Consider the following 22,651-nt stretch of genomic DNA (forward strand, 5'->3'; position numbering starts at 1 on the left):
AAACGCGGAAAAAATTATGAAAAAATGAACCTTTTCCATAATTTTTCGCGATATTTATCAGCTTCTTCATATTTTTTTTGCTCAAGAAGTTTTTTTCAAATTTGAATATTTTCTTGATCTTCAGAGTTAATTTCTTTTTTTGTAAAGCTAAATCTTAGTAATTTGAATATAAAGACAATTTCTGAATTCTTTTTTTGTTTTGCTAGGTTAGAGATTAAAAAAATAGCATTAGAAAATTTTTGCTCTTCGATAAGTGATAAAATTTCCTCAACAAGGCTTTTTTCAATTTCTTTAGGGTTAAGAATTCAATCAAAATAAATTTTTTTGTATTTTGTTATTAATTTTTGGTGATTTTGGATTAATTCATCTGTTAAATTAATCGGGACACTTGGATTTATTGACAAAAAAATGCTACGAAGAACATCTGGATCGTATTTTTTTGCAAATTCTTTTGCAAAAATTATATTTCCTATTGATTTAGACATTTTTTTACCGTTAAAATTTACAAAGCCAACACGAATTCATTTTTTTGAAATTGGTTCATTTGTTAGTGCAAAATGTTGGGCATTTTCATTTTCATGATGCGGAAAAATCAAATCAACACCACCTCCGTGAATATCCACTGAATTTTTCTCAAAATGATTATAAATAATTGCAGAACACTCAGTATGTCAGCCAGGTCTTCCTAGGCCAAAAGGCGAGTCAAAAAGTACGCCTTTTTTTGTTTTTTTTCACAAAACAAAATCATTTACAGATTTACTTTGCCGATCTTTTTGATACAAATTGTGGACTTTTTGTTGAGAAATTACACCGTAATTTGCAATTTTACTTGCCTCAAAAACAAGGTCGCCGTTTTGATTAAAATAAGTAAAATTTTTATCTTTTAACTCGACAATATAGTCAATAATTTTGTCAAGAATTTCAGTTACTTTTATTATTTTGTCTGGTTTTTTAACATTAAATGTTTCAAGAACGCTAAAATATTCAAAAATGTATTTTTGACTTAATTCAGCTTCAGTTAGTCCTAATTCCATTGCTTTTTCGATAATTTTGTCATCAATATCAGTGATATTTTGGACAAAATTAACTTTTTTGCCAAAATATTTTCATACAGAAACTAAAAAATCAAACACAATTACCGACCTTAAATTGCCGATATGAACGTGATTATAAACCGTAGGACCGCAAAGATAAACATTCAAATTACTTTTAGTTGAGCTCATAATTCGTTAATTTTTTAACTAAATCTGTATAATTAGGTATAATTTTACCAATTTTTTCCCAAAAAAGCTTGCCGTGGTTGCGAAAAAAATGGTGAACAACCTCATGAACAATTACATAATCAATAATTTCCTTTGAAAATGCAAATAAATATTTGCTATAATGAATTTTTTGACGATAATAATTGGTGCCTCAGGATGTATTTTTTCGTGATAATTTGACTATATAATCAGGAACTTCTAAGGTTTTAGTTCAAAATTTTGTTCGCTGAATTAAATAGTCTTCAAAATGTTTCATTAACAGTTTTTCAATTTTAGCCTCAATATTTTTTGGCCGACCTAAGGAAAAAATAGCAAACTGACTTTGCAAATAGAGTTTATTTTTTGTTTTTATTAAGCTAAAATAGTTTTTTTTACCAAAAAGGTAAAAAAAAGACTCAGAAAAGTGTAGTACTTGTCTTAATGGCAAAATATTGATAATTTTATTAAAATATTTTGAATTTCTGACACTCCTGATTAAAACTTCATCGCTTAAGACAAGTCCGGTCTGAACTAAAATATAGTCATCAACTAATTTAACTATCAGGCGCGAACTTTTAGGTCTGAATTCAACAAAAATAGGATATTTTTGACCATTTAGGTCTATTTTTAGTTCGCGAAACTTAGCTTTTTTGTTGGAATTCATTTTTGGTTATTTTTAGCTCGATTGTATTTGCGCTTTTGTCAATAATTTCAAATTCAAGTTTGTATGTTGGCCAGTCAAAATAGAATTTTGCCCCTAAAACCAGCTTTTTTTTCGAACTTTGGGATAAAAGTCACTGATTTAAATTTTTAAAACTAACAGGAAGATTGACTGCTAAAATTTTGTTAATTGTCAAAATAGAAGTTTCAGCTTTTGTTGTAATCTGATTTGGACTAATTTGATAAAAATCAAGGTCATCACGATAGTCATATTCATCATAAATTGGACCCAAAAGACACTCAAGTATATCTTCAAATGTAAGAATTCCAACGATTTTTTGTGATTTATTTGATTCAACTACAAATCCTAAATGAGATTTTGATTTTTTCAAAATCTCATAATTTGTTTTAATCAAAGATGTCGAAAGAAGAAGAGGAGTTTTTATTATATGATCGTTAATGTCAAATTTATCAAGGTGCAAAATGTCTTTTGAAAGTAAAATTCCAACAAAATTGTCGTCTTTTCAAACAGGAATTCTTGAAAAATTTGAGTCAATTATTACTTCTTTGATCGATTCAAGACTATCTTCATATTTTACAAAGACAACATCTTCAAGTTTGGTAAAATGTTTGGCGGTTGTAAAAGAGTCAAATTCAAGCGCTCTAATTGCCAAGTCAGATTCGTCTTTTTCAAGGACATCTTCTTGGTGAGCTTGTAAAATTATTTTTTTTAGTTCATTTTCGGTATTTGTTACATTGATTTTTTTGACAAATTTAGTCATTAAAGCTGCCAGTGGAAATAAAAAGTAATAAAAAAAAGTAATAAAAAATCAAAAAGCTTTCAAAAATAAAATTGGTTTTTTTCGACCAAAAATTTTAGGGTAAATTTCACCAAAAATTATTAACGGCGGAGTTGTTGCTGCTATTGAAATTAAAATTTGCAAAGATTCATTAATTGCTAAATTAGAAAAAAGCGCCGAAATTATAATAGAAATTCCGATGTTGACAATATTGTTTCAAATTAAAATGATTGTCAAAGTTTTTTCATAATTGTCATAATATTTAAGAATTTGCTTTTTTCCTCAGAAAGAATCAGAAATATTTTCGTCAACTTTTGCCCGACTTGTGGCGGTAAAAACAGTTTCACTTGCTGAAAAAATGGCCGAAATTAAAAATAAAAATAATAAAACAATTCCTAAAGCAATAAAATAACCTGGCATTAGTCCTCTAATCCTAAATTTATATTATTTTTATTTTTGTTTGCAACATTAAAATCAAGGGCAGCAATAAACTGGCCAATTTCAGGTAAAAAATTAAAAAATAGCGTTCCAGTTGGGCCATTTCTGTGTTTTGCGATAATTAATTTTGTATTTGGTCCACTGTCAAAATTAGACTGATCATCTTCTCTTTTATTATAATAGTTGTCCCGATGTAAAAAAGCAACAAGGTCAGCATCTTGCTCAATAGCTCCAGATTCACGCAGATCTGAAAGCAAAGGAGTTTTATCTTCTCTTCGCTCGACATTTCTTGAAAGTTGCGACAGAGCAATAATTGGCGTATTGACTGCACGAGCTAGTTGTTTTAATTTTCGGGAAATAATTGAAACCTCGACTTGACGGTTGTAATTTTGATTATTTGCACTTGAATTTATTAGTTGCAAATAGTCAAAAATAATCAGATCATATTTGGTATTGTTGCGATAGCGTTTTTGAACTTCTCAAAAAATGTCGTCAATATTGATCGAACCTGAGTCATTTATGGTGAGTTTTGCCTCTTTTAGTCGTTTTGAGATTGCTTTTTCAATTTTTATTAAATCTTCAGGACGTAAATTTTTTGGTGTTTTGAATTTATTGGCCTCAATTCCTGAGACAAGTGATAAAAGCCGAGTTCCTAAATCTGTGTTTGACATTTCAAGGGCAAAAAATAGCACAGATTTTCCACTTTTGCAAACATTTCAGGCCAAATTAAGGGCAAAAGCCGTTTTTCCAACTGACGGTCGAGCTGCTAAAATTACAAGTTCACCCCTTTGAAAACCAGAGGTTACCACATCTAAATTATCATAACCAGTCGAAATTCCTTTAATAACATTTTGACTTGTGCGAAGTTCGGTAATAAATTGAAAAATTTCCTGGGCAATTTCATAAATTGAATAAAAAGACTGTTTGGTGCTATCTAAAGTCAAAAGATTAATTTTGTCAACAATTTGGCTTGTAATTTCAATGGAAGTTTTTTTTCCAAAGTCTAGTTCATGACTTGATTCTTCAATAATTTTTTTGAGCTGACGCAGAGTTTTTTTCTCGCTGACAATCCGTAGATGCGAAGTAATTTCTGAAGGCAGCGAAAAATTATTATTATAAAGTCAAATTATGAATGATTTTCCGCCTATTTTTTCCAGCTTTTGATTTTTTTGCAGTTCTTCAATTATTAAATTAACTTCAGGATCAGGAACGCTAGCAACCACAGTTTTAATTGCTTTTGCAATCTCAACTAGTCTTAGATCGCTAAAATCATTTGGGTCAATTGCGTCAATATAATTGATAATTTTTCTGGGATTTGAAAGCAAAAAAGAAATTATAAAGGACTCAATATCAGGGGAAGTATATCGCGAATTATTCATCTTTTACAACGTTTATTTTTAAAGTAGCACTAATTTCAGGACTTAATTTAATAGTGACATAACTAGTTCCAAAATTGGAAATTCCTGGAGTTTGAATTAAGTGCTTGTCAATAAAAATATCTTTGGTCTCAAGCTCCTTTTTTATTTTTTTAGCCGAAATTGCCCCGTGGACTGAATCAAGTGTCCCTTTTAATTTAAATCACAAAACAGTATTTTCAATTTGAGATTTAAGTTGAATTGCCTGATTTTTTTTATTTTCCTTTTCAGCTTCAATTTTTTTTAGCCTTTCTTTTAAAAGTTTTTCAGTTCTTGGATTAAAAGGTTCGGCTAAATTATTTTTAAACAAATAATTGCTAGCATAACCAGCTGAAACCTCAACAACAGTGTTTGCACGACCATCTTTTGTGTCTTTAAGTAGAATTACTTTCATATTCTCTCCTTTGAATTGCAAGTTTAATATTTTCAACAAATTCAGAAAAAGTCTCAACTGTTGAATAAGCAGCTGCTGAAGTTACATTTCCACCTCCACCAACTTGCTCTGCTATATATTGAACATTAACATTTTCAACACCTCGAGCTGACATTTTATAATTTTTTTGTTGGGGTAATTTGGCCACGACAAAGGCGGCTTGACGATTTTTAACTAATAAAATTTGCTCACAAGCAATCGAGACTAAATCAGTTTCAATTTCCCGATCAAGACTTGCAAGAAAAAAACCTGGCTTAACTTCGGTGACATTTTCAAGAATTTCTTTAATAATTTTTGACTCATTTTCATTAAGTTTGAGAAATTCACCAGTTTTTGCAGTTTTTGCACCTCAACGAACAAGGGCGGAGACGGCCGCAAAAGTTGAGGCACTAGCGGTTTTTTTAAACTGGGCCGAGTCAACATATAAACCGTTAAGCAAAATTTGAGCCCATTCTTGATCAATGCTTATATCTGAATGAATTGTTAGCAAAATTAAGTGGGTAATAATTTCACATGTTGATGAAGATGAGACATCAATATAGTCATGAATTAATTCCAAAATTCCTTGCATTTTGGAATTAATTCCGTGATGGTCAAAGACAAAAACATTTTCCAAATTGATTTGATCAAGAGCTTTTTTGTTTTCAATTCGCTCAACGTCAGAGACATCAACTAAAATGGCAAGGCAGGTGTCATTATTTTTTGAGGCCATTGTAATTTTTGAGGCAACTGAACGCGATATAAAAATATTTTTCTTGATAAAATCAGCTTGCGATAAAAATCTTGTTGTGGTAGTGTCAAAAGTCTGGTTTTGGATATAAAAATTAATTTTTCTTTTATAAATAACTTCAGCATATCTTTTTAAAAAATTACCCAAAACATAGCCAGAACCAAATGAATCTAAGTCAGAATTAATGTGGCCATAAATTATTATATTATCAATTTTTTCCAATTTTTCAACTAAAAGACGAGCAATTCTTCTAAGTCTAACAAGCGAATGGAGGCTGAGAGATTCACTATAAGAACCATAAGAAAAAGGTCTTTTTCCATAAGGATAAATTGAAACTTGATTTCCACCACGGGTTTTTGAAAAAATTAAGGCCTCATTTGCTAGTCTTTTTACTTCGACTAAATTTGTTGTGCCAAAGCCAAAACCGACTGAAAATCAAACTTCGGTTGTATCATCAATTTTAGTGCTCTCGTCGCGAAAAATGTAAAAATGATTTTTTTGTCAAAGTACAAATGTCTCATAATGTAAAACTAACATAATCCGGCCATCTGCGTATTCTTTGTACAAAAATTTATATTTTTGTGACAGTTTTTCAAAAAAATCATTAATAAAAATTTTGATTTTAGGGTAGTCTTGATCGCTACTGCGAAAATTTGTTGAGACAAAATTATCAACCTCAACCTCTGCAAAAACAAGCGAATTATTTTCATAACCTTGCGAAATTGACTTAAAAAGTGTGATATCACGATAAGAAATTCAATATGCAAATTTATTATAATTAATTTCAAATCAATTATTTCCCCTTTTTATCTCAAATTTTGGCGGAATATCTTCGACCTTTTTATATTGGGGAAAAAGATAAAAAATATCACGGTTTACTAGTCTTTCTGGGTATAAATCTTTAACATATTTGGAAACTTTTGTAATTTTGTAAGTTGATGACAAATTGATAATTCCAATATTATTTTCCTCGTTAATAAGGTCGAATTTTTGGTAATAAAAGTGATTTTGCTTAATTATAAATTGATAAAAAACAACAATTCCAACTGTTAGCGAGATAATGAAAATTATGAAAATTCCGACGGCTAATATGAAAAAAAGGTAAAAATCAAAAGCGTCATTAAAAATAACTTTTAGTAATAAAGTTGTAATTTCAAGTAAAAAACTTATAAATGAAATTGAAAACGGGAAAAGAAATTTTTTCATGAGTGCTTATTTTTTTACAATGAAATTTAAGATTTTTTTAGCTACAAAAATTGTCTTGACTATTGAGTGATTTTCTAAAAAATGCTGTATTTTATAGTGTTTTTTGGCAATTTCGATAATTTCATCTTGGCTTTGGTCATCATTTAATTCCAAAATTGCTCTAGTTTTACCGTTAATTGAAACAGGTAAATTATAAGTATTTTTTACAATTTTGTTCTTGTCAAACTGAGGCCAGGCGTGAAAATGAAGTGGTTTTTGCTCTAATTTTTCAAGTAATTCCTCTGAAATATGAGGGGCAAAAATCGATAAAATCACTAAAAAATCAACAAGATATTTTTTTGACGGTATTGAATCAAGTTTACTTAAAAAATTAATATACACCATTAATTTAGAAATAGCCACGTTAAACTTAAAATCCTGGACTAAATTAGTAATTTCAAAGACAAAATTATTATAAAAGTAACTAAATTCAGAGTCTTTTTCGAGCTCAGGATCAATTTTGTAATCTTTTAAAATAATTCTAATTACCCTTTGAATTCAAGCATAAATTGAATTTGCACCTTTTTCATCCCAGGCGCGATTTTCATTAATTGGCCCCATAAACATGAGAAAAATTCGCACACTATCAGCACCATATTTATCTAAAACTGTATAAGGATTAATAATATTTCCTTTGGATTTAGACATTTTTTGACCGTCAGGCCCTAGTAACATTCCTTGGTGAATAACTCTGTCAAAAGGCTCAAAATTTGGCACAATTCCAACTTCAAATAAAACTTTATGTCAAAAACGCGAATAAAGTAAATGACCAACTGCATGTTCTTGTCCGCCGATATAAATGTCAACTGGAAGTCATTTTTGCAATTTTTTATAAGCTTCTTTTGAGTCTAATTTTAAATATGTTCCATCTTTTTGTTTTAAAATATAAGCAAGATAATACCACGAACTTCCGGCTCATTGGGGCATTGTGTTAGTTTCGCGGCGGTAGATTTTGCCGTTTTTTTCAAAAAAAACTCAATCTTTTTGTAAGGCAAGCGGGGACTGACCATCGCCTGAGGGAACAATTTTTTCTAAATGTGGCAGTTCGACAATTTTTTCTTCAAGATAAATTTTGCCGTTTTGGTCAAAATAAACAGGAAAAGGCTCGCCTCAATATCTTTGTCTTGAAAAAACTCAGTCCTTAATTTTATAAGAAATACTTTTTTTTGCCAGCCCTAACTTTTCTAATTTTTCAAAAATTAATTTCGAAGCTTTTTCAACTTCAAAATTGTTAAATTCTGCTGAATTTATCAGGATATTTTTGTCATTTATTACTTCTGAATAGTCAATTGCAAAAATTTTAGCAAATTCTAGATCATTTAAATTATGAGCTGGAACTCCCATAATTGCCGAAGTTCCGTAGTCATTTAGCACATAATTTGCAATATAAAGCGGAATTTTTTTAGAATTTAACGGGTGAATCATGTATAAATTAGTGAATATACCAGAAATTTGACTCTGAAGTTTGGGACTAGAAAAACTGTTTTTTTCAATGTAGTCACTAATTTTTGCATCTTTTTTTGCAAGATTTGTTGCAAAATCATGCAAAGGTGAAATAGCCAAAAAACTAACACCATAAATAGTCTCAATTTTTGTTGTAAATATTTCAATAAAATCTTGACTATTTTCAAAGTAAAACTTAAGAATAACGCCTTGGGACTTGCCGATTCATTTTTGCTGGAGTAACTTTAGTGAGTCAGGGAAATTTATACTCTCAAGTCCATCAAGCAATTTTTGGGCATACTTTGTGATTTTTAGCACCCACTGATCCATTTTTTTGATTTCAACAGGAAAACTGCCTCGTTCACTTACTAAATTTCCGTCTTTGTCACGACTTATTTCCTCATTTGCTAAAACTGTGCCTAATTTTGGGCATCAATTTACTTGTGTCTGGCGAATTTCAGCTAGGCCAACCTTGTATAAAAGCTTAAAAATTCACTGGGTTTGTTCATAAAATTTTGGATCACTTGTGTTAATTTCTTTGCTTCAATCATATGAAAAACCAAAAGAATTTATTTGCTCTTTAAAATTTTCAATATTTTTCTTAGTAAAATCAGCAGGATGGTTGCCTGTTTGAATTGCATATTGCTCAGCCGGAAGACCAAAGGCATCTCAACCCATCGGGTGAAGAACATCAAAACCATTAAGCCGCTTAAATCTTGCAATTATATCTGATGCTGTATATCCAATTGGATGCCCTAAATGGAGTCCGGCCGCCGAAGGATAAGGAAACATATCTAAAATATAGATTTTTTTGTCTGAAGATTCACTCGTTTGAAAAACGTTATTTTTTTGCCAATAGTTTTGTCATTTTTTTTCTATTAATTTATGGTCATACATGATACTAAATATTAAATTATAATATAAAAAGGCTAAAATGAGTATAAAGTTATACAAAATTAGTGGTTTTGTGATAAATCCAAAGCTCTAAATAGAAAAACTAATAAAACAAAGGTAAACTAGTATATTAGTTTTGACGATTTAAAAGGCGAGTTAAAATAAACAATTGAAATTGACAATTGTAGACAAAATAAATACATTAAAATTGCTGAATTTAAAGATTTTAAAAGCCAAAATTTTACATTTTACAGAAGTTTTCAAACAAATTTATAAAAACAGGAACAGCAAAAGTATAAACAAAAAAAGCAAAAACGGGAATATTAAATATTTAGTGTTTTGTGTAAACTTTTACTATGAAAATGGGCAAATAGTTATTTAATTGTGCACATTAGCTTCTCATCATCGGTGTGTTCTTTTATTTTTATAGGATATTCGTTCCCTAATTCATCGAGATGGATAGGTATATATTGTTGAAAAATTGAATTTGTTGGCGGTTCAGCAACAGTTTTAACAACATTTAATTTAAGCGGTTTTAGCCCGTACCTTGTATCATTGTTAAGTCTTTTGGATATTGTTGAAATAAAATAATAATTTCCTTCTTCCGTCTCTTTTGTTTCTTGGAAATCATCTATATCTAAACTTGTTTTCTTTAAAATTGTCCCTTTTTTAAGCGCAAAAACTGGCTTGCAATTAACAGGTATCGATTTTGCGAAATCAGATTTGTAAATATCGAGTTTTTCCTTATTGTACAAATTTTCATCAAGAAAATCAAATTCATTAATTCCAAATTTTCTTATTTCTGAAGTAACTGGAATAGATTTATAGATTTCCTTCCCATTTTCGTAAACTTTATAAACTAGCGAATAAAGCGAAAATAGCGAATCCTTGAAAGATTTTCCACCATCATGCTTACTTAAAATTTTGAATTTTATTGGAATAGATTTGTACTCAATAATTTTAATGTTTTTGTAGAATCGCTTAAAATTTTTATTATTAATATTATCATAATAAGTAAACTCATCAGACAGTTTGTAATTATAATATAGCAATTTATCGACTGATTTTGCTGATTCAATTTCAGCTTTTAAAGTTGGTTCCTTCAACGCCAAATCATTCATATATTCAACAAAAGCTTTTCCAGTATCCTTGCTAAAGCCATTATATTTTTCAAAAATTTCCTTTAATTTATTAAATTCCGACAAATGTGATTGCGCCATTAAAACTGTATATTCACTTTTTTCCACGCCTTTTTTGTCAACTGTTTTGCCAAAAGGATTTTCAAAATATTTTCTCAAATCTTTGTTTTCGGTTGTAACAAGATTTTTCTTAATAAATTTAAAGTATTTATCTTCCTTTTCGTCATATTTAAACCCATATAACGTCTGATCTGACAGACCACCATTTGAAATATTGCGAATTTTTCGTGAAAATTTTATAGGGGTATGGTTTTTTGCTTCTTCATATTTTTCTTGAATTATTTTCTTTAAATCTTCGACTTTTGCAAGCTTTTCAACCTCAAACTTCGAAATTTTAACTAACTCACCAGTTTCGATATTTTCTTTGTGGTTTTCGTCATAAAGAAGAAATTTTTTATCATTTTTATTATCTGCAAGTGTTAAGAGATTAGCGATTTGACGATTTTCGTTACCAATAATTGCAACAATTGCCGCATCAACAGCATGATGCTCGTTATTTTCACGATTTTTTTCAATTTCTCGCTTATTGATGTTGTTCGATTTTGCTCTAAAATATTTGGTAACATGACCTTTAATTGTTGATATTTTTACTTTGTGCTTGCTAGAATTTTCATCAGTATATGTGAAAAACTCATTATTTTCAAAATGCTCTATAAGTGCATGATAGAATAATTTTGTTGAATACCTTGTGTCATTCAAGTTTCTGGCTAAAAATTCAACTTGAAATTCATCGTAATCTTGTAGTGTTAAAAATCTAAATCTATTTTTTGCAGAATCTTCATCCAAATCGACATAAGAATCTAATTTTTTAGCATTTTTATTCACTTTATTCTTTTTACCGAATAAGTCTTTTGCTTTTTCATAGTATTTGTTATAAATTTCATCACCCTTTGTTTTTATATATTCGCTAGCAATTAATTTTCCTTTTTTTAGGTTTTCTGCTTTTGTTGTTAATATTTTGTTTGCTTGCGAATTATCGTAAGACATTGAATATGGGATTATATGATCAATTTCATATTTTTGGCTGTTATTAATCAAATCATCTATGACAATTTTTTCCAATGTATAAAGATCTATGCCATCTTGTTGGTGGTAAAGTCTTAATTTATCCAGAAGTCTAGCAGGCTTTGTTTCTAAATCAGAAAGTTTATAACCTTTATTCTCTAAATTCAAAATTTGAAATAATTTTTTAAGATTTTTATCTTTACCGCTCTTATTTCTCTTTTTTATTTCTTCAATTGTTTTTTTATCATTTTTTTCACGCGGACTCTCGATGACAATTGCATCAATTATATTTTCTTTTGAATATTTTTTGATAATTTGGTTTAAAACTAAAACTGCTTGTTCGAATGTGTTTTTTGTTCCAGGTGAAATAATTTCGTCTTGAAAAATTCTCGGATTTAAATATTTAGTTTTTTTATCAGTTTTTCCTAATTTAGCTTTTTGTTCTTCCCATTTTCTTCTTATTTCTTCATCTTTTCACTTCAAATATTCTGAGTTCTTATTTTGTTCAAACATTTTTGGCAAAAATTCATCTATTGCTTTAAGTGAAAAATTACCAATTTTCTTAAAATTAAATTTTGTATTACTAAAAATGGATTTAACAAAATCTAACTGTTTTTCGCTATCAATCTTTAATTTTTCAAAAATATTTTTCTCAGTTAATTTTTTTAAAACTTCGTCTTGCCCGCGACTTTTTTCACGGTCAAGAATTATGCAAATTTCATCTAAATATGGCAAAAATTCCAATATATTATTAATATTTATTCAGTTAGAATCAGAAGAATGGGAATAAATTGTTGCCAATAAATGTTTTGTTACTTCCAATTTTGTAGTTGGTTCTTCTTTGATAATTTTTCTACCTTCAATTGTATCTTGATCATCAATATCTGATTTTTCAAACTCAAAATCTTTAAGGATTATTTTTTTAATTTCATTTTTTTTGAGTGAAATTGATATAATTTTTGCATTTTCTTTTACTTTTAATAATTCATCAAGAAGTTCATTTCTATCGTTCAAACTTAATTGTCATATTTTTTTATGTTCAGTTTTTAACTCGGTACTTAAATTAATTAATTGGTTTAACAGGTTAAAAATTTCATAAGATGGATAATTAACAGGAGATCTATTTTCTTTGACAAAAAATGAGCATTTTGCTATAGTTTTATCTCAAATATTATCGTATTTTTTAGCAACTTTTCCGTCTTCATCTTTTTGAAAAATACCATATTCACTAGCACTGTGTTCAGATCCTGGGCCTTTTGCATAATCTCTAACTGAACTAAAAAGATTTAAAAATTTTTCGCTAAATTCTGGGTTAATTTCTTGAACTTCAAAAAGTTTTTTAATTTCATTAACTCATTGTAAGTTAGAAAAACTATAACCGCCCAAATCTTTTGGAATAGAACTGTTTGATTTAAAAAAGCCATTTTTTTTGAAAAAATCGTACAATAAAATGCTAGGATGTTCTATTCCTTCATACTTATCAGCAACATTTTCTTCTTCTAAATCATAAAAAAAGCCACGATTTTCAAGGTAATCATGCAATATTCAGATTAAATCTAATCTTTCAATCTTAGAATCAAGTGCTTTAACTTTTACTTCTAAAATATTTGAATGTTTTGCCGCGCATTTTCTATATATTTCTGTAAACAATGAAAGTATTTTTTCATAATTTTCTGTATCTTTTTTATTAACTCGTTGAATATCGCTAATATTTTCAAGTTCAAATAAGTCTTTATATTTTAATATTAGGTTAATAAATTTTTGATTTCGGTATGCTTTTCGACGAATATTCCTTCTAGTTGAACGAAAAGCGCGTCTTTCATTGGCAGTTTTTCTTTCTTCAAAAGTTCGTGTACCTCAGTTAAGTATTTTGCTTGTTGTGCTATCAATAATTGCTCATCCAACAGATGCAATCCCGAGGTCAAAGCCAATAGTAATATTTTTTTTATTATGCATATTTTTAAACCTTTCTGCTCAAAATATTAATTTTTGCTTTTTTATTATTGATTATTAAATAATATAATTCGCCATTTATTAAATTTTAACAGAAATTTAAGCATTAACCTTTACTAAAAAATAAAAAACCCCACTAGGTGGGGAAATTCGACAGCATAATGCGTCTTATTTTTGTGCGACAATTTCTTACTAGAGTAAAATTTAGTGCGCATACTCATGTATGCAAAATTAATTATACACCATTTTTTATTTTTTTATTTATTTTTTTATTTTTTTTATTCTTATAAAAAAACGAGCATTACTATGAAAAAAATCATTGAAATTAGCGAATCAGAATACGTTTATCTTTTTCTAAACAACATTGTGATCAAAAAAGACAGTGAAAAATTTGTTTTCCCAATTGATACAGTTGATGTCTTAATTTTTGAAAATGACAGAGCAACTATATCAATTCCAGTCATTAATGAACTTGTTGAAAAAAAGGTAAACATTATTATTTGCAAAAATCATTTACCACAATCATTAATCATTCCTTACAGTGGCTACTATAATAATAAGATTTTTCAAGAGCAAATAAAATGAGATATTCCGTATAAAACTAAAACTTGACAAGAAATAATTAAACTAAAAATTCAAAGATCCATAAGTGTTTTAAAGTCAATTCAGAAAATTAATTCAGAAGATGAAGCCAAAATGTGAGACTATTTCCACGATGTTCAACCTTATGACACTAACAATCGCGAAGGCCATGCGGCAAAGTTATATTTTAAACTTTTGTTTGGTAAAGGTTTTATTCGCGACCAAGACGGTGATGATAATATTAACATCCTATTAAATTACGGTTATATTGTCTTACTTAGTTATGTTGCCCGGATTATTTGTGGCAAAGGTCTTGATAATCGGCTTGGAATTTACCATAAAAGTTTTAATAACAATTTTCCGCTTGCTTGTGATTTAATGGAACCTTATCGCTATTGAGTTGACCAGATTGTTTATAATCATATCAATGCTGAATTTCTTAATTTTCAAGATTTTAAAGAAGCGCTTTTTAAATCTTTTAGCCAGCATATTGAATATAAAGGCAAACATATTAAATTTAGCAAATATATGGAATTTGAAATTATGGACATCCTTAATTTAAAAGAAAATTATAAGGAAATTACTACAGAAAGTGATCAAAGTTAATACTAGAGAAATGCGAATTTTATTAATGTATGACATTTATTATATTAATGAAGATGATAATAAACTTTATAACAAATTCATTAAGGAACTTTATAAACTTGGCTATGTCAGGTTGCAATACTCGATTTATTCTAAAATAATTCCAACTCACCTTCAATATAACAGTGAGAAAAAGAAACTTTTAAGAATTATTCCAAAAAATTCAAATATTAGAATTGCGATGTTAACTGAAAAACAATACCAAAACATCGAAATTCTTAATGGTACAAAGTCCAAAAATGAACTCTATAATTTAGAGGAGGATTATATCAAACTATAATGCTAAAATTTTTTAATAACCTTAACAACACAGTCCAACTTAAAACTAACGTAAAAATCATTGAAACTGAAAATACAGATCTATTTTTGAGTCATCTTTTTAATTATGAATATGAAACTGAATCAAAGGTCTTTGAACTTATGTCAAGAAAAATATCACTAAAAGATTCAGTTTTAATTACTAATTTGACAAAATTTTCAGAATTTTTAAGTTTAAGCGCTAAAAACTGACTTGGTGATTCCATAATTAACGATGAGTATTGAAGCGAAAGCATCTTTTTTCGGAATGAAAAAATCGATGGAATTGTTGACAAAATCAATCAAAAGCTAGGATTTGAATTTTTAAATTATGAAATTGATAATGTAAAACTAATCAAAGCAATTTTTAACATTGAAAATGACATATTAATAAATAAGGAAAACTTTGAGAATCTAGCCGAAATTATTTTTAGTACAATGAAACAGACACTTGTAATTCTAAAAGATCTTGATTATATAAAATTTGAAAAACTGTTTAAATATAATAATATAACTTTCCTAATTTTGACAAATGATTTTACAAAATATATTTCCAAATTTAGCGAACTTGAATTAGTTGCTTTTTATTCACAGAAAACTGTAATTGATGTAATTGATAATTTGCCGATTATTCGATATTTTGAAAATCTCAAAAATCGTCCTATCGATGAAGATGAGTTAATATACACTTCTGAAGAAGAAAAAATGGCAGCAAAAATGCATTTTTACAAAATAAAAACAAGCTTTTTAAACTAAAAACGTTTTTATAACTGATTTTTTAGTTTAAAAATTAAAAAAAATACCTTTTTTCCTTGGAAATGAGGTTTTTGTGCTGTACAATTTCTTACTAGAGTAAAACTTTTTAAAAAAGTATTTAAATTTTTAAGGATGTTTTTGTGCTGTACAATTTCTTACTAGAGTAAAACCATAGTTTTCGGTTATACTTTCGGTTAGGTGTTTTTGTGCTGTACAATTTCTTACTAGAGTAAAACTCTTTTTATTTAAAATAAAGTAAAATAGTGGTTTTTGTGCTGTACAATTTCTTACTAGAGTAAAACAGCTATATATCTTAATACAGACTATGTTTTGTTTTTGTGCTGTACAATTTCTTACTAGAGTAAAACTTGACAAATAAAAAAGGGACTTTGCCCTTAGTTTTTGTGCTGTACAATTTCTTACTAGAGTAAAACATATTCTTTTTCTTTAATTATTCAAAATTGAGTTTTTGTGCTGTACAATTTCTTACTAGAGTAAAACAACAAAATCATTATTATAACAATAAAGTCATGTTTTTGTGCTGTACAATTTCTTACTAGAGTAAAACAATTTTTAACTAATGTTTTTTGGATTTTTGGTTTTTGTGTTGTACAATTTCTTACTAGAGTAAAATAGAAGTAATCTCCGATATAACAACCGGGCAGTTTTTGAGCTGTACAATTTCTTACTAGAGTAAAATAGAAGTAATCTCCGATATAACAACCGGGCAGTTTTTGAGCTGTACAATTTCTTACTAGATTAAAACCACCAGCTTCTGGTATAAAATGAAATGATAGTTTTTGAGCTGTACAATTTCTTACTAGATTAAAACGTATTTCTTAATAATTTTATTTAAAACTGCGTTTTTGTGCTGTACAATTTCTTACTAGAGTAAAACAAAAACATCAGAGCAGAAATTGATGAGCTTGTTTTTGTGTTGTACAATTTCTTGCTAGAGTAAAACAGAAGACATCAGGAGGCGTATGAAAAAAACATGTGTGTATGTAATAAAATTGCATTTTAGAGTAAGAGATGAATACAACAAGGCAAGACGCAAGGGCAATTATAGCCATTGTTTAGCAGAATATTTTATTAGAGTAAAACAACATTTAGAAAAGGGAACCTTAAAATGCCGCTGTTCTGGCGCTGTACAATTCATTAATTGAACAAAATGGCTCTACCAACATGTTGCCACTTATGGCATATCATCATGCTGCACAATTTCTTATTAGACTAAATCCTAATCACAAATTTTAATAACTTTGAAATTTTTTGTATTTTTAATTTTTTTGTGATACAATATTAGCATCATGCCCGGTTTATGTTTTTTTCAGCTGCCTTTATGGACTTGTCTCAAAACAGAAAATCCAAAGACCACTAAGGCGAACTCGTTGAAAAATTAATACAAATTTAATCCAAAAAATTATTTGAGTATTTAAAAAATAAAAATACAAATTAGATAAGATAATGAAATAGGAGTAAAAAATGGATATAGTTAAACTTAAAGTCAAAAATTTATCAACAAAAGATAAAAAAGAATTAATCAAAATTGCAAATGAATCTGGACATAAAAAAATTGATCTAAATAATTTAGACAAATTGTTAGAGTCTTATTTTCGAAATTTTCCTGACGAGTTTACTGCTTTTCGAAAGCGTTATAAATATTCCCTTTACAACCAAAGTATCCAAGAAAATGATTCTAAACACTTAGACTATGAGTATGTTGTAGAGAGTTTAACACAAGATCAAAAAAATAGAATAATAGAGTATATTCGTTTAACCACAAAACATTTAAAAGATGAAAATGGTAATGATTATGCTGATGAACCTCGTATTATAGAGATCGCTGATGAATATCGCGAGGCTATCGAAGAAATTCCGGTCGTGAACGAAAATAAGCGCGAATGATTAGAAGAGAATAAAAACAACAAATATATTTTAATTTTACCTACCAACAAAGAAGACGGCGATGCTGCATTTTTTAAAAATGATGACGAGCTTATCCTTTTTGCTTTAAATAACCAAGCGCTTGCTCCCGGACTTCTGAAATTTCATTGGAAAACTCTTGATCCACATCTCAAAGTCAACCAATGGATTGAAAAAAACTATGAGTTTGAATTAACACAAAAACATAATTCAAAGCAAACCAAAAAGGTTAAACAACCAAAATTAAAAATGTAGTTTAAGAAAGGAGTAAAAAAAATGCCAAGCATTTTAGAATTAGAAATTAAAAACTTACCAAAAGAATTTAAGGAAGATCTCTATAACTTTTTAAAGGCGAGGCCAAATAGTAAAATTGAATTAAGTCAAGATTGAGAAAAGACTGGAGATCTTGAAGCATTAGATGAGGCATTAAAAAATTATTTCTTACATCATTATGATAAATTTATTACTCTTCGAAGAGTATATAAAAATAGTCTTTATAATCAGTACGGCAAAAATTGATGATATTGAAAACCTAGATTATTAAGCCGTTATATCAAGTTTAAATCAAGTTCATGTTATATCAAGTTTAAAAAGCTTAAATCAAGTTCAAGCTGAAAAACTTTTTGGAAATTTTTTAATATAATAACCATGCCTATTCAATTTTTGTTTGATATAATTGCGTTTATTCTTTGTGATTTTGTTGTGCCTTTCTTATTACGTTTCTTACAAATAATTCTAGGTTTAATAGCAATTGGAGACATCATCGCTAGAATTATCCACCTTGTTACTTGACTGGCTAGTTTGTAAAGAAACAAGAGCAAAAAGGCGAAATAATAAGAGAAACTCAGCGAAAGGTTGAAGTTGGATACAAATTTGAACCTCCGATTGTTTATGCCTTTAAAAAAAATGAAAGCGGAAATTATCAAAATAAAAAACTAGGAGAAAGCAAAAATGCCAAGTATTATTGAAATTGAAGTTAAAAATTTATCAACCGAAGAAAAAGAAGTATTCTATAAACATTTAAAGGTTTATGGACCTAAAAAATTTGATCCTAATAATTTAGATAAATTGTTAGAGTCTTATTTTTGAAATTTTCCTGCCGATTTTATTGCTTTTCAAAAAGGCTATAAATATTCCATTTACAACCAAACTATCCAAAAAAATAATTTTAAAGATTTGGACTATAAGTATATTGTAGAGAGTTTAACACAAGATCAAAAAAATAGAATAACAGAGTATATTCGTTTAAACGCAAAACATATAAAAGATAAAGATGGAAATGATTATCACGATGAACCTTACATTGTTGAAAACACCGACCAATACCGCGAAGAATTTGAAAAAAATTACGATTTCAATGAAGAGACGCGTAAGTGATGAGATAAAAACAAAAATAGTAAATACATTTTACTTCTTCCCCTTGGTGAAGAAAGTGGTGATGTCGAGTTTTTTGAAGATGATGATGAACTTATTCTTTCCGCTTTAAAAGATAAAGTGCTCGCCCCAAGACTTCTTAAACGATATTTAAAAATTCTTGATCCTCATCTCAGAGTCAACCACTGAATTGAAAAAAATTATGAGCTTGAACAAGTGCAAAAAGATAATTCAGACCAAGTTCAGAAATTCGAAGAACCAGAAAAGAAGCTGTAAAAAATCAAAATAACAGCAAGGAGTTGAAAATGTCAAAAATTATAATGTCAAATATTATTGAATTAGAAGTCAGAAATTTATCAACCGAAGAAAAAGAACAATTACTTAAAAAATTTTCAGATGAAAATAAAGTTGATGATAGAAATAAACAATACTATTTTAAAGGATATTATTATAAAAAACGATTATCTTATTGTTACATTGATGATTTTTTTGAAGTGTATTTTAAAGACAACCTCAATGAATTTATTGCTTTCCAAAAAAGCAATAAAAATAGCCTTTACAATCAAGCCTTAAAAAAGTGCGATTTTAAAGATTTGAGTTATAAAGATGTTGTGGAAGATTTAGAACAATGAGAAAAAAAAGAAATAATACGAAAAGAAGTTTCGATAGGGGGAGTGTTACAGCTTCGGCATGGTATAGATAAAGAATACGATTCTCTGTGGGGTATCGAACCAAAACTTAAAGAAGAAATAAAATCTTATAAAAAAGCGCTTGAATTAGGTGAAAAAAATAATCATGAAATTAAAAAAATATTTCCGAATTTGGATGAAAATTTAGATGAATATCTAAAAAATGAGTATGTTTTAACTCGAACAAACACAGAAAACTGAAAACTAAAAGAATTAAAGTTTTTTAAAAACGATGACGAAGTTATTCTTTTTGCTTTAAACGAACCAAAGATTGCTCCTTATATTCTTGATCAATATGAAGAACTTTTAAACCCTCACCGCCAAGTAAACCGATGAATTGTAAAAAACTATAAACTCGAACTAGCACAAAAAGATAATACAGAATAAAGCAGAAATTCGAAAACCAAAATTAAAAATATAAATTAAAAAAATAATAAATAGGAGTAAAAATGGTTGATATAATCAAATTAGAATTAAAAAATTTGCCAAATGAAGTTAAAGAACACTTGTATAGCATTTTAAGAAAAATTGAGCCAAATCAAGATTGAGAAAAATTTAAAAATTATAGCGCTTTAGATGAATCATTAGAAGCTTATTTTAGAAAGTATCCTGATGAATTTATCACTTTTCAAGCTGGCGTTTCAGAAAGTCTTTACAGCCAAGCTATTCAAGAAAATGATTTTAAACACTTAGATTATGAAGATGTTATAGAAAATTTAAATCAAGATCAAAAAGATAAAATAATACTAGATATTTGTTCGATGGCGAAATATTTAAAGGATGAAAATGATAATGATTATGCTGATGATCCTTATATTTGAGAACTCACTGACGAAGATTGAGAAGATCTCAAAAAATTTGATAAAAAACTTTGAGAGCAATATAAAAATAATAAATATATTTTAGTTATGCCTAAGGGTAAAGATCAAGCCGATTTAGCATTTTTTACAGATGATGACCACCTTATTTTCTTTGCTTTAAATGATCAAGAGCTTGCGCCTAGACTTCTTAAGCGACATTGAAAAGTTCTTGACCCCCATTACAAAGTCAATAGATGAATTGAAAAAAAATATGAGCTTAAATTAGCACAAAAAGACAATTCAAAGCAAAGCAAAAAATTCAAAGCACCAAAATTAAAGATGTAATTTAAAAAAATTAGAGGATAAAAAATGAAAAAACAATTAATTGATTTATTAAAAGAACAAGATGCTAAATTCGAATCTAAGAGCTTTAATACAGAGCAAATTAGTCAACTTCAAGAAAAATTAAAAAATGTTATCGGTTCTGATTGAATTCAGTGACCGGCATTTAAGAAAAACTTTTTTATTGAGTATTTTGCCATTGCGATAGTTAAACTAACAAAAAATAAAAAGTTTCCTAAAATGGCAGAACAACTCGAAATAGATTTATGAAAAATTGGAAGATGAATTCCTTATTTTTACTATGTAGACTTAGCCAATGAAGCTCTAGAGAAAGACGAACGCTACCATAATCAAGATGGAAGTATTGATATTAATAAAAAAAATAAGTTATTTGATCCTTTTGTTAATTATGGCGGATGCCAAGATGTTAGCTGAGATTATCCAGATAGTTTATTTCCCAGAAAATTGACTTTTATCGAAGATCGTGCTAAAAAACTTTTTTTAACTGGACAAGAAGGAGCAACGCTTGAGTACTTTTATTTTTTATTTAGTCTAGAAAAAGATAATCAGTTTTTAGAATACTATGAGTCAATTAATGGTCTCTTTAATGAGTGAAAAATAATTTTAGAGCGTAGATGATTATCAGAAACAAAAAGAAAAGGAGACAATTTAATAAAAACAAATAAGCAAATTGAATTTTTAAAAAAAGAATTCCAAGTTTGACAAAAACAAGCAGAATCTAATTCCAAAAATTTTATTGGTGATGCATATAAAAAATATACTGATAAATTTGGCAGTGCGGAATTAAGCCAAACTACAAATTATGAAGATGGTCTAGCTGAATTTTTGGTCAAAAATAAAGAAGCTTATTATCATTTTGCAAAAAAAGATATGCCTGACAGTGCAGTTGATTATGTTAATTATTTTTTATTTGGAGAAGATGAAAAAATTCAAGATCAAGTCAACCGGTTAGATGAAGAAGATCGTCTAAAATGAATTGATAAATTAGGTAAAACCGGTTGCAATTTAGTGGACGAGTGCGAGTCTTCTTGAGTAAACATCGAAGATATTTCATGGCAAATCATTGAAGAAAATTTGGAATTTAAACGCATAAATATGAAATATAAAGATTATGATTTTAGTATTCCTGAAGATCAAATGGATTACAAAACAAAAAAAGCCTGAGATGAGTATTTAGAACTAGCAATCAAACTCACTTATCCAAAAACGGATCCGCAAAAAACTGAAAAATTAGCTTATTACCACTGGGTACAAACTAATCCTAATTCTGATGTCTTAGACTTTGATTTAATAAAATCATGAGCCAAAAATTCTTCTGAGGTTTTGGAACAAATTCTTCGACAGAACAAAAAAATTTATACAAACATGCCTCAGACTGCTTATGATGTTTTTTCAATTTACGAGCCTAAGTCTAATTTCAATTTAATTAATAATTTAATCAACAAGAACTGGGAAAAATATCAAGACATACATAATGAAGATTTTGTAAAAACTCGCGGACAAGGTTTTTCTAATTTTGTCAGCGATATAAAATCCGGGAAAATCCAAGATCCAGAAGTTGAGCTTCTTGGGTTTAGTCCGTTCAAAAATTAGAGCAAACCGAAAAATTTGAAACACCAAAAAAGAAAATGTAAACACCAAAAAAGAAAATGTAATTAAAGTCAATAAACTACGAATAGATAAAAATGGCAAATATTATAGAGCTAGAAGTAAAAAATTTATCAACCTAAGATAAATAAAAATTCTATAAGCTTTTAAAGTCA

17 protein-coding genes and 1 CRISPR repeat array are annotated in these 22,651 nt (G+C 28.3%); of the genes, 9 read left to right on the top strand and 8 right to left on the bottom strand.

Features of this window, described 5'->3' with window-relative positions:
• Positions 1-14 precede the first annotated feature (14 nt).
• The 8 genes from cysS to cas9 all read right to left on the bottom strand — a co-directional run bounded on the left by cysS (position 15) and on the right by cas9 (position 13,459).
• Positions 15-1,223: a cysteine--tRNA ligase gene (gene cysS / locus V3255_RS03150; protein ID WP_333503819.1), complete on the bottom strand. Its 1,209-nt coding sequence runs from the start codon at positions 1,221-1,223 to the stop codon at positions 15-17.
• Entirely contained in the window at positions 1,210-1,905 is a 696-nt protein-coding gene (locus V3255_RS03155; RefSeq protein ID WP_303438870.1) for a YgjP-like metallopeptidase domain-containing protein, read from the bottom strand. Before V3255_RS03155 ends, cysS begins: the two co-directional genes overlap by 14 nt.
• On the bottom strand, positions 1,883-3,121 hold the full coding sequence (locus tag V3255_RS03160) for a CNNM domain-containing protein (protein WP_318084745.1): 1,239 nt from the start codon (positions 3,119-3,121) through the stop codon (positions 1,883-1,885). Before V3255_RS03160 ends, V3255_RS03155 begins: the two co-directional genes overlap by 23 nt.
• Positions 3,121-4,518 (bottom strand): replicative DNA helicase, encoded by a 1,398-nt coding sequence (gene dnaB, locus V3255_RS03165; RefSeq protein WP_333503820.1) that lies wholly within the window; start codon positions 4,516-4,518, stop codon positions 3,121-3,123. Before dnaB ends, V3255_RS03160 begins: the two co-directional genes overlap by 1 nt.
• Positions 4,511-4,948 (bottom strand): 50S ribosomal protein L9, encoded by a 438-nt coding sequence (rplI, locus tag V3255_RS03170; RefSeq protein WP_069096481.1) that lies wholly within the window; start codon positions 4,946-4,948, stop codon positions 4,511-4,513. The genes dnaB and rplI overlap by 8 nt, the downstream gene beginning before the upstream one ends.
• Positions 4,929-6,923, bottom strand: coding sequence for a DHH family phosphoesterase (locus V3255_RS03175; protein ID WP_337903153.1), 1,995 nt, complete (start codon positions 6,921-6,923; stop codon positions 4,929-4,931). Before V3255_RS03175 ends, rplI begins: the two co-directional genes overlap by 20 nt.
• A gap of 6 nt (positions 6,924-6,929) precedes the next feature.
• A complete protein-coding gene (gene leuS / locus V3255_RS03180; protein WP_333503822.1) occupies positions 6,930-9,302 on the bottom strand; it encodes a leucine--tRNA ligase in 2,373 nt (790 codons plus the stop codon).
• A gap of 371 nt (positions 9,303-9,673) precedes the next feature.
• Positions 9,674-13,459: a type II CRISPR RNA-guided endonuclease Cas9 gene (gene cas9 / locus V3255_RS03185; protein ID WP_333503823.1), complete on the bottom strand. Its 3,786-nt coding sequence runs from the start codon at positions 13,457-13,459 to the stop codon at positions 9,674-9,676.
• 303 nt (positions 13,460-13,762) lie between these two features.
• Between cas9 and cas1 the strand changes: the two genes are divergently transcribed.
• The 9 genes from cas1 to V3255_RS03230 all read left to right on the top strand — a co-directional run bounded on the left by cas1 (position 13,763) and on the right by V3255_RS03230 (position 22,481).
• Positions 13,763-14,644, top strand: a complete 882-nt coding sequence (gene cas1, locus V3255_RS03190; RefSeq protein WP_333503824.1) for a type II CRISPR-associated endonuclease Cas1 — start codon at positions 13,763-13,765, stop codon at positions 14,642-14,644.
• Positions 14,631-14,963 carry a CRISPR-associated endonuclease Cas2 gene (cas2, locus tag V3255_RS03195; RefSeq protein WP_282861141.1) on the top strand — a complete coding sequence of 111 codons (333 nt, stop codon included), beginning with the start codon at positions 14,631-14,633 and terminating at the stop codon, positions 14,961-14,963. Before cas1 ends, cas2 begins: the two co-directional genes overlap by 14 nt.
• A complete protein-coding gene (locus V3255_RS03200) occupies positions 14,963-15,736 on the top strand; it encodes a hypothetical protein (RefSeq protein WP_333503825.1) in 774 nt (257 codons plus the stop codon). Before cas2 ends, V3255_RS03200 begins: the two co-directional genes overlap by 1 nt.
• 67 nt (positions 15,737-15,803) lie before the next feature.
• Positions 15,804-16,700: direct repeats of the CRISPR family, unit length 36 nt; unit sequence GTTTTTGTGCTGTACAATTTCTTACTAGAGTAAAAC.
• Positions 16,701-17,221: 521 nt separating this feature from the next.
• On the top strand, positions 17,222-17,917 hold the full coding sequence (locus tag V3255_RS03205; RefSeq protein WP_333503927.1) for a hypothetical protein: 696 nt from the start codon (positions 17,222-17,224) through the stop codon (positions 17,915-17,917).
• A gap of 21 nt (positions 17,918-17,938) precedes the next feature.
• Positions 17,939-18,469, top strand: a complete 531-nt coding sequence (locus V3255_RS03210; RefSeq protein WP_333503926.1) for a hypothetical protein — start codon at positions 17,939-17,941, stop codon at positions 18,467-18,469.
• A 144-nt stretch (positions 18,470-18,613) separates the two neighbouring features.
• The gene (locus V3255_RS03215; RefSeq protein WP_333503925.1) at positions 18,614-19,312 is read left to right on the top strand and encodes a hypothetical protein; all 699 of its coding nucleotides are present in this window, start codon (positions 18,614-18,616) and stop codon (positions 19,310-19,312) included.
• A 29-nt stretch (positions 19,313-19,341) separates the two neighbouring features.
• Entirely contained in the window at positions 19,342-20,112 is a 771-nt protein-coding gene (locus tag V3255_RS03220) for a hypothetical protein (protein WP_333503924.1), read from the top strand.
• Positions 20,113-20,174: 62 nt separating this feature from the next.
• The gene (locus tag V3255_RS03225) at positions 20,175-20,870 is read left to right on the top strand and encodes a hypothetical protein (protein WP_333503923.1); all 696 of its coding nucleotides are present in this window, start codon (positions 20,175-20,177) and stop codon (positions 20,868-20,870) included.
• A gap of 24 nt (positions 20,871-20,894) precedes the next feature.
• Positions 20,895-22,481 (top strand): hypothetical protein, encoded by a 1,587-nt coding sequence (locus V3255_RS03230; protein WP_337903152.1) that lies wholly within the window; start codon positions 20,895-20,897, stop codon positions 22,479-22,481.
• Positions 22,482-22,651 lie beyond the last annotated feature (170 nt).

This window comes from Mesomycoplasma ovipneumoniae (assembly GCF_038095975.1).
GTDB lineage: Bacteria > Bacillota_I > Bacilli_A > Mycoplasmatales > Metamycoplasmataceae > Mesomycoplasma > Mesomycoplasma ovipneumoniae_C.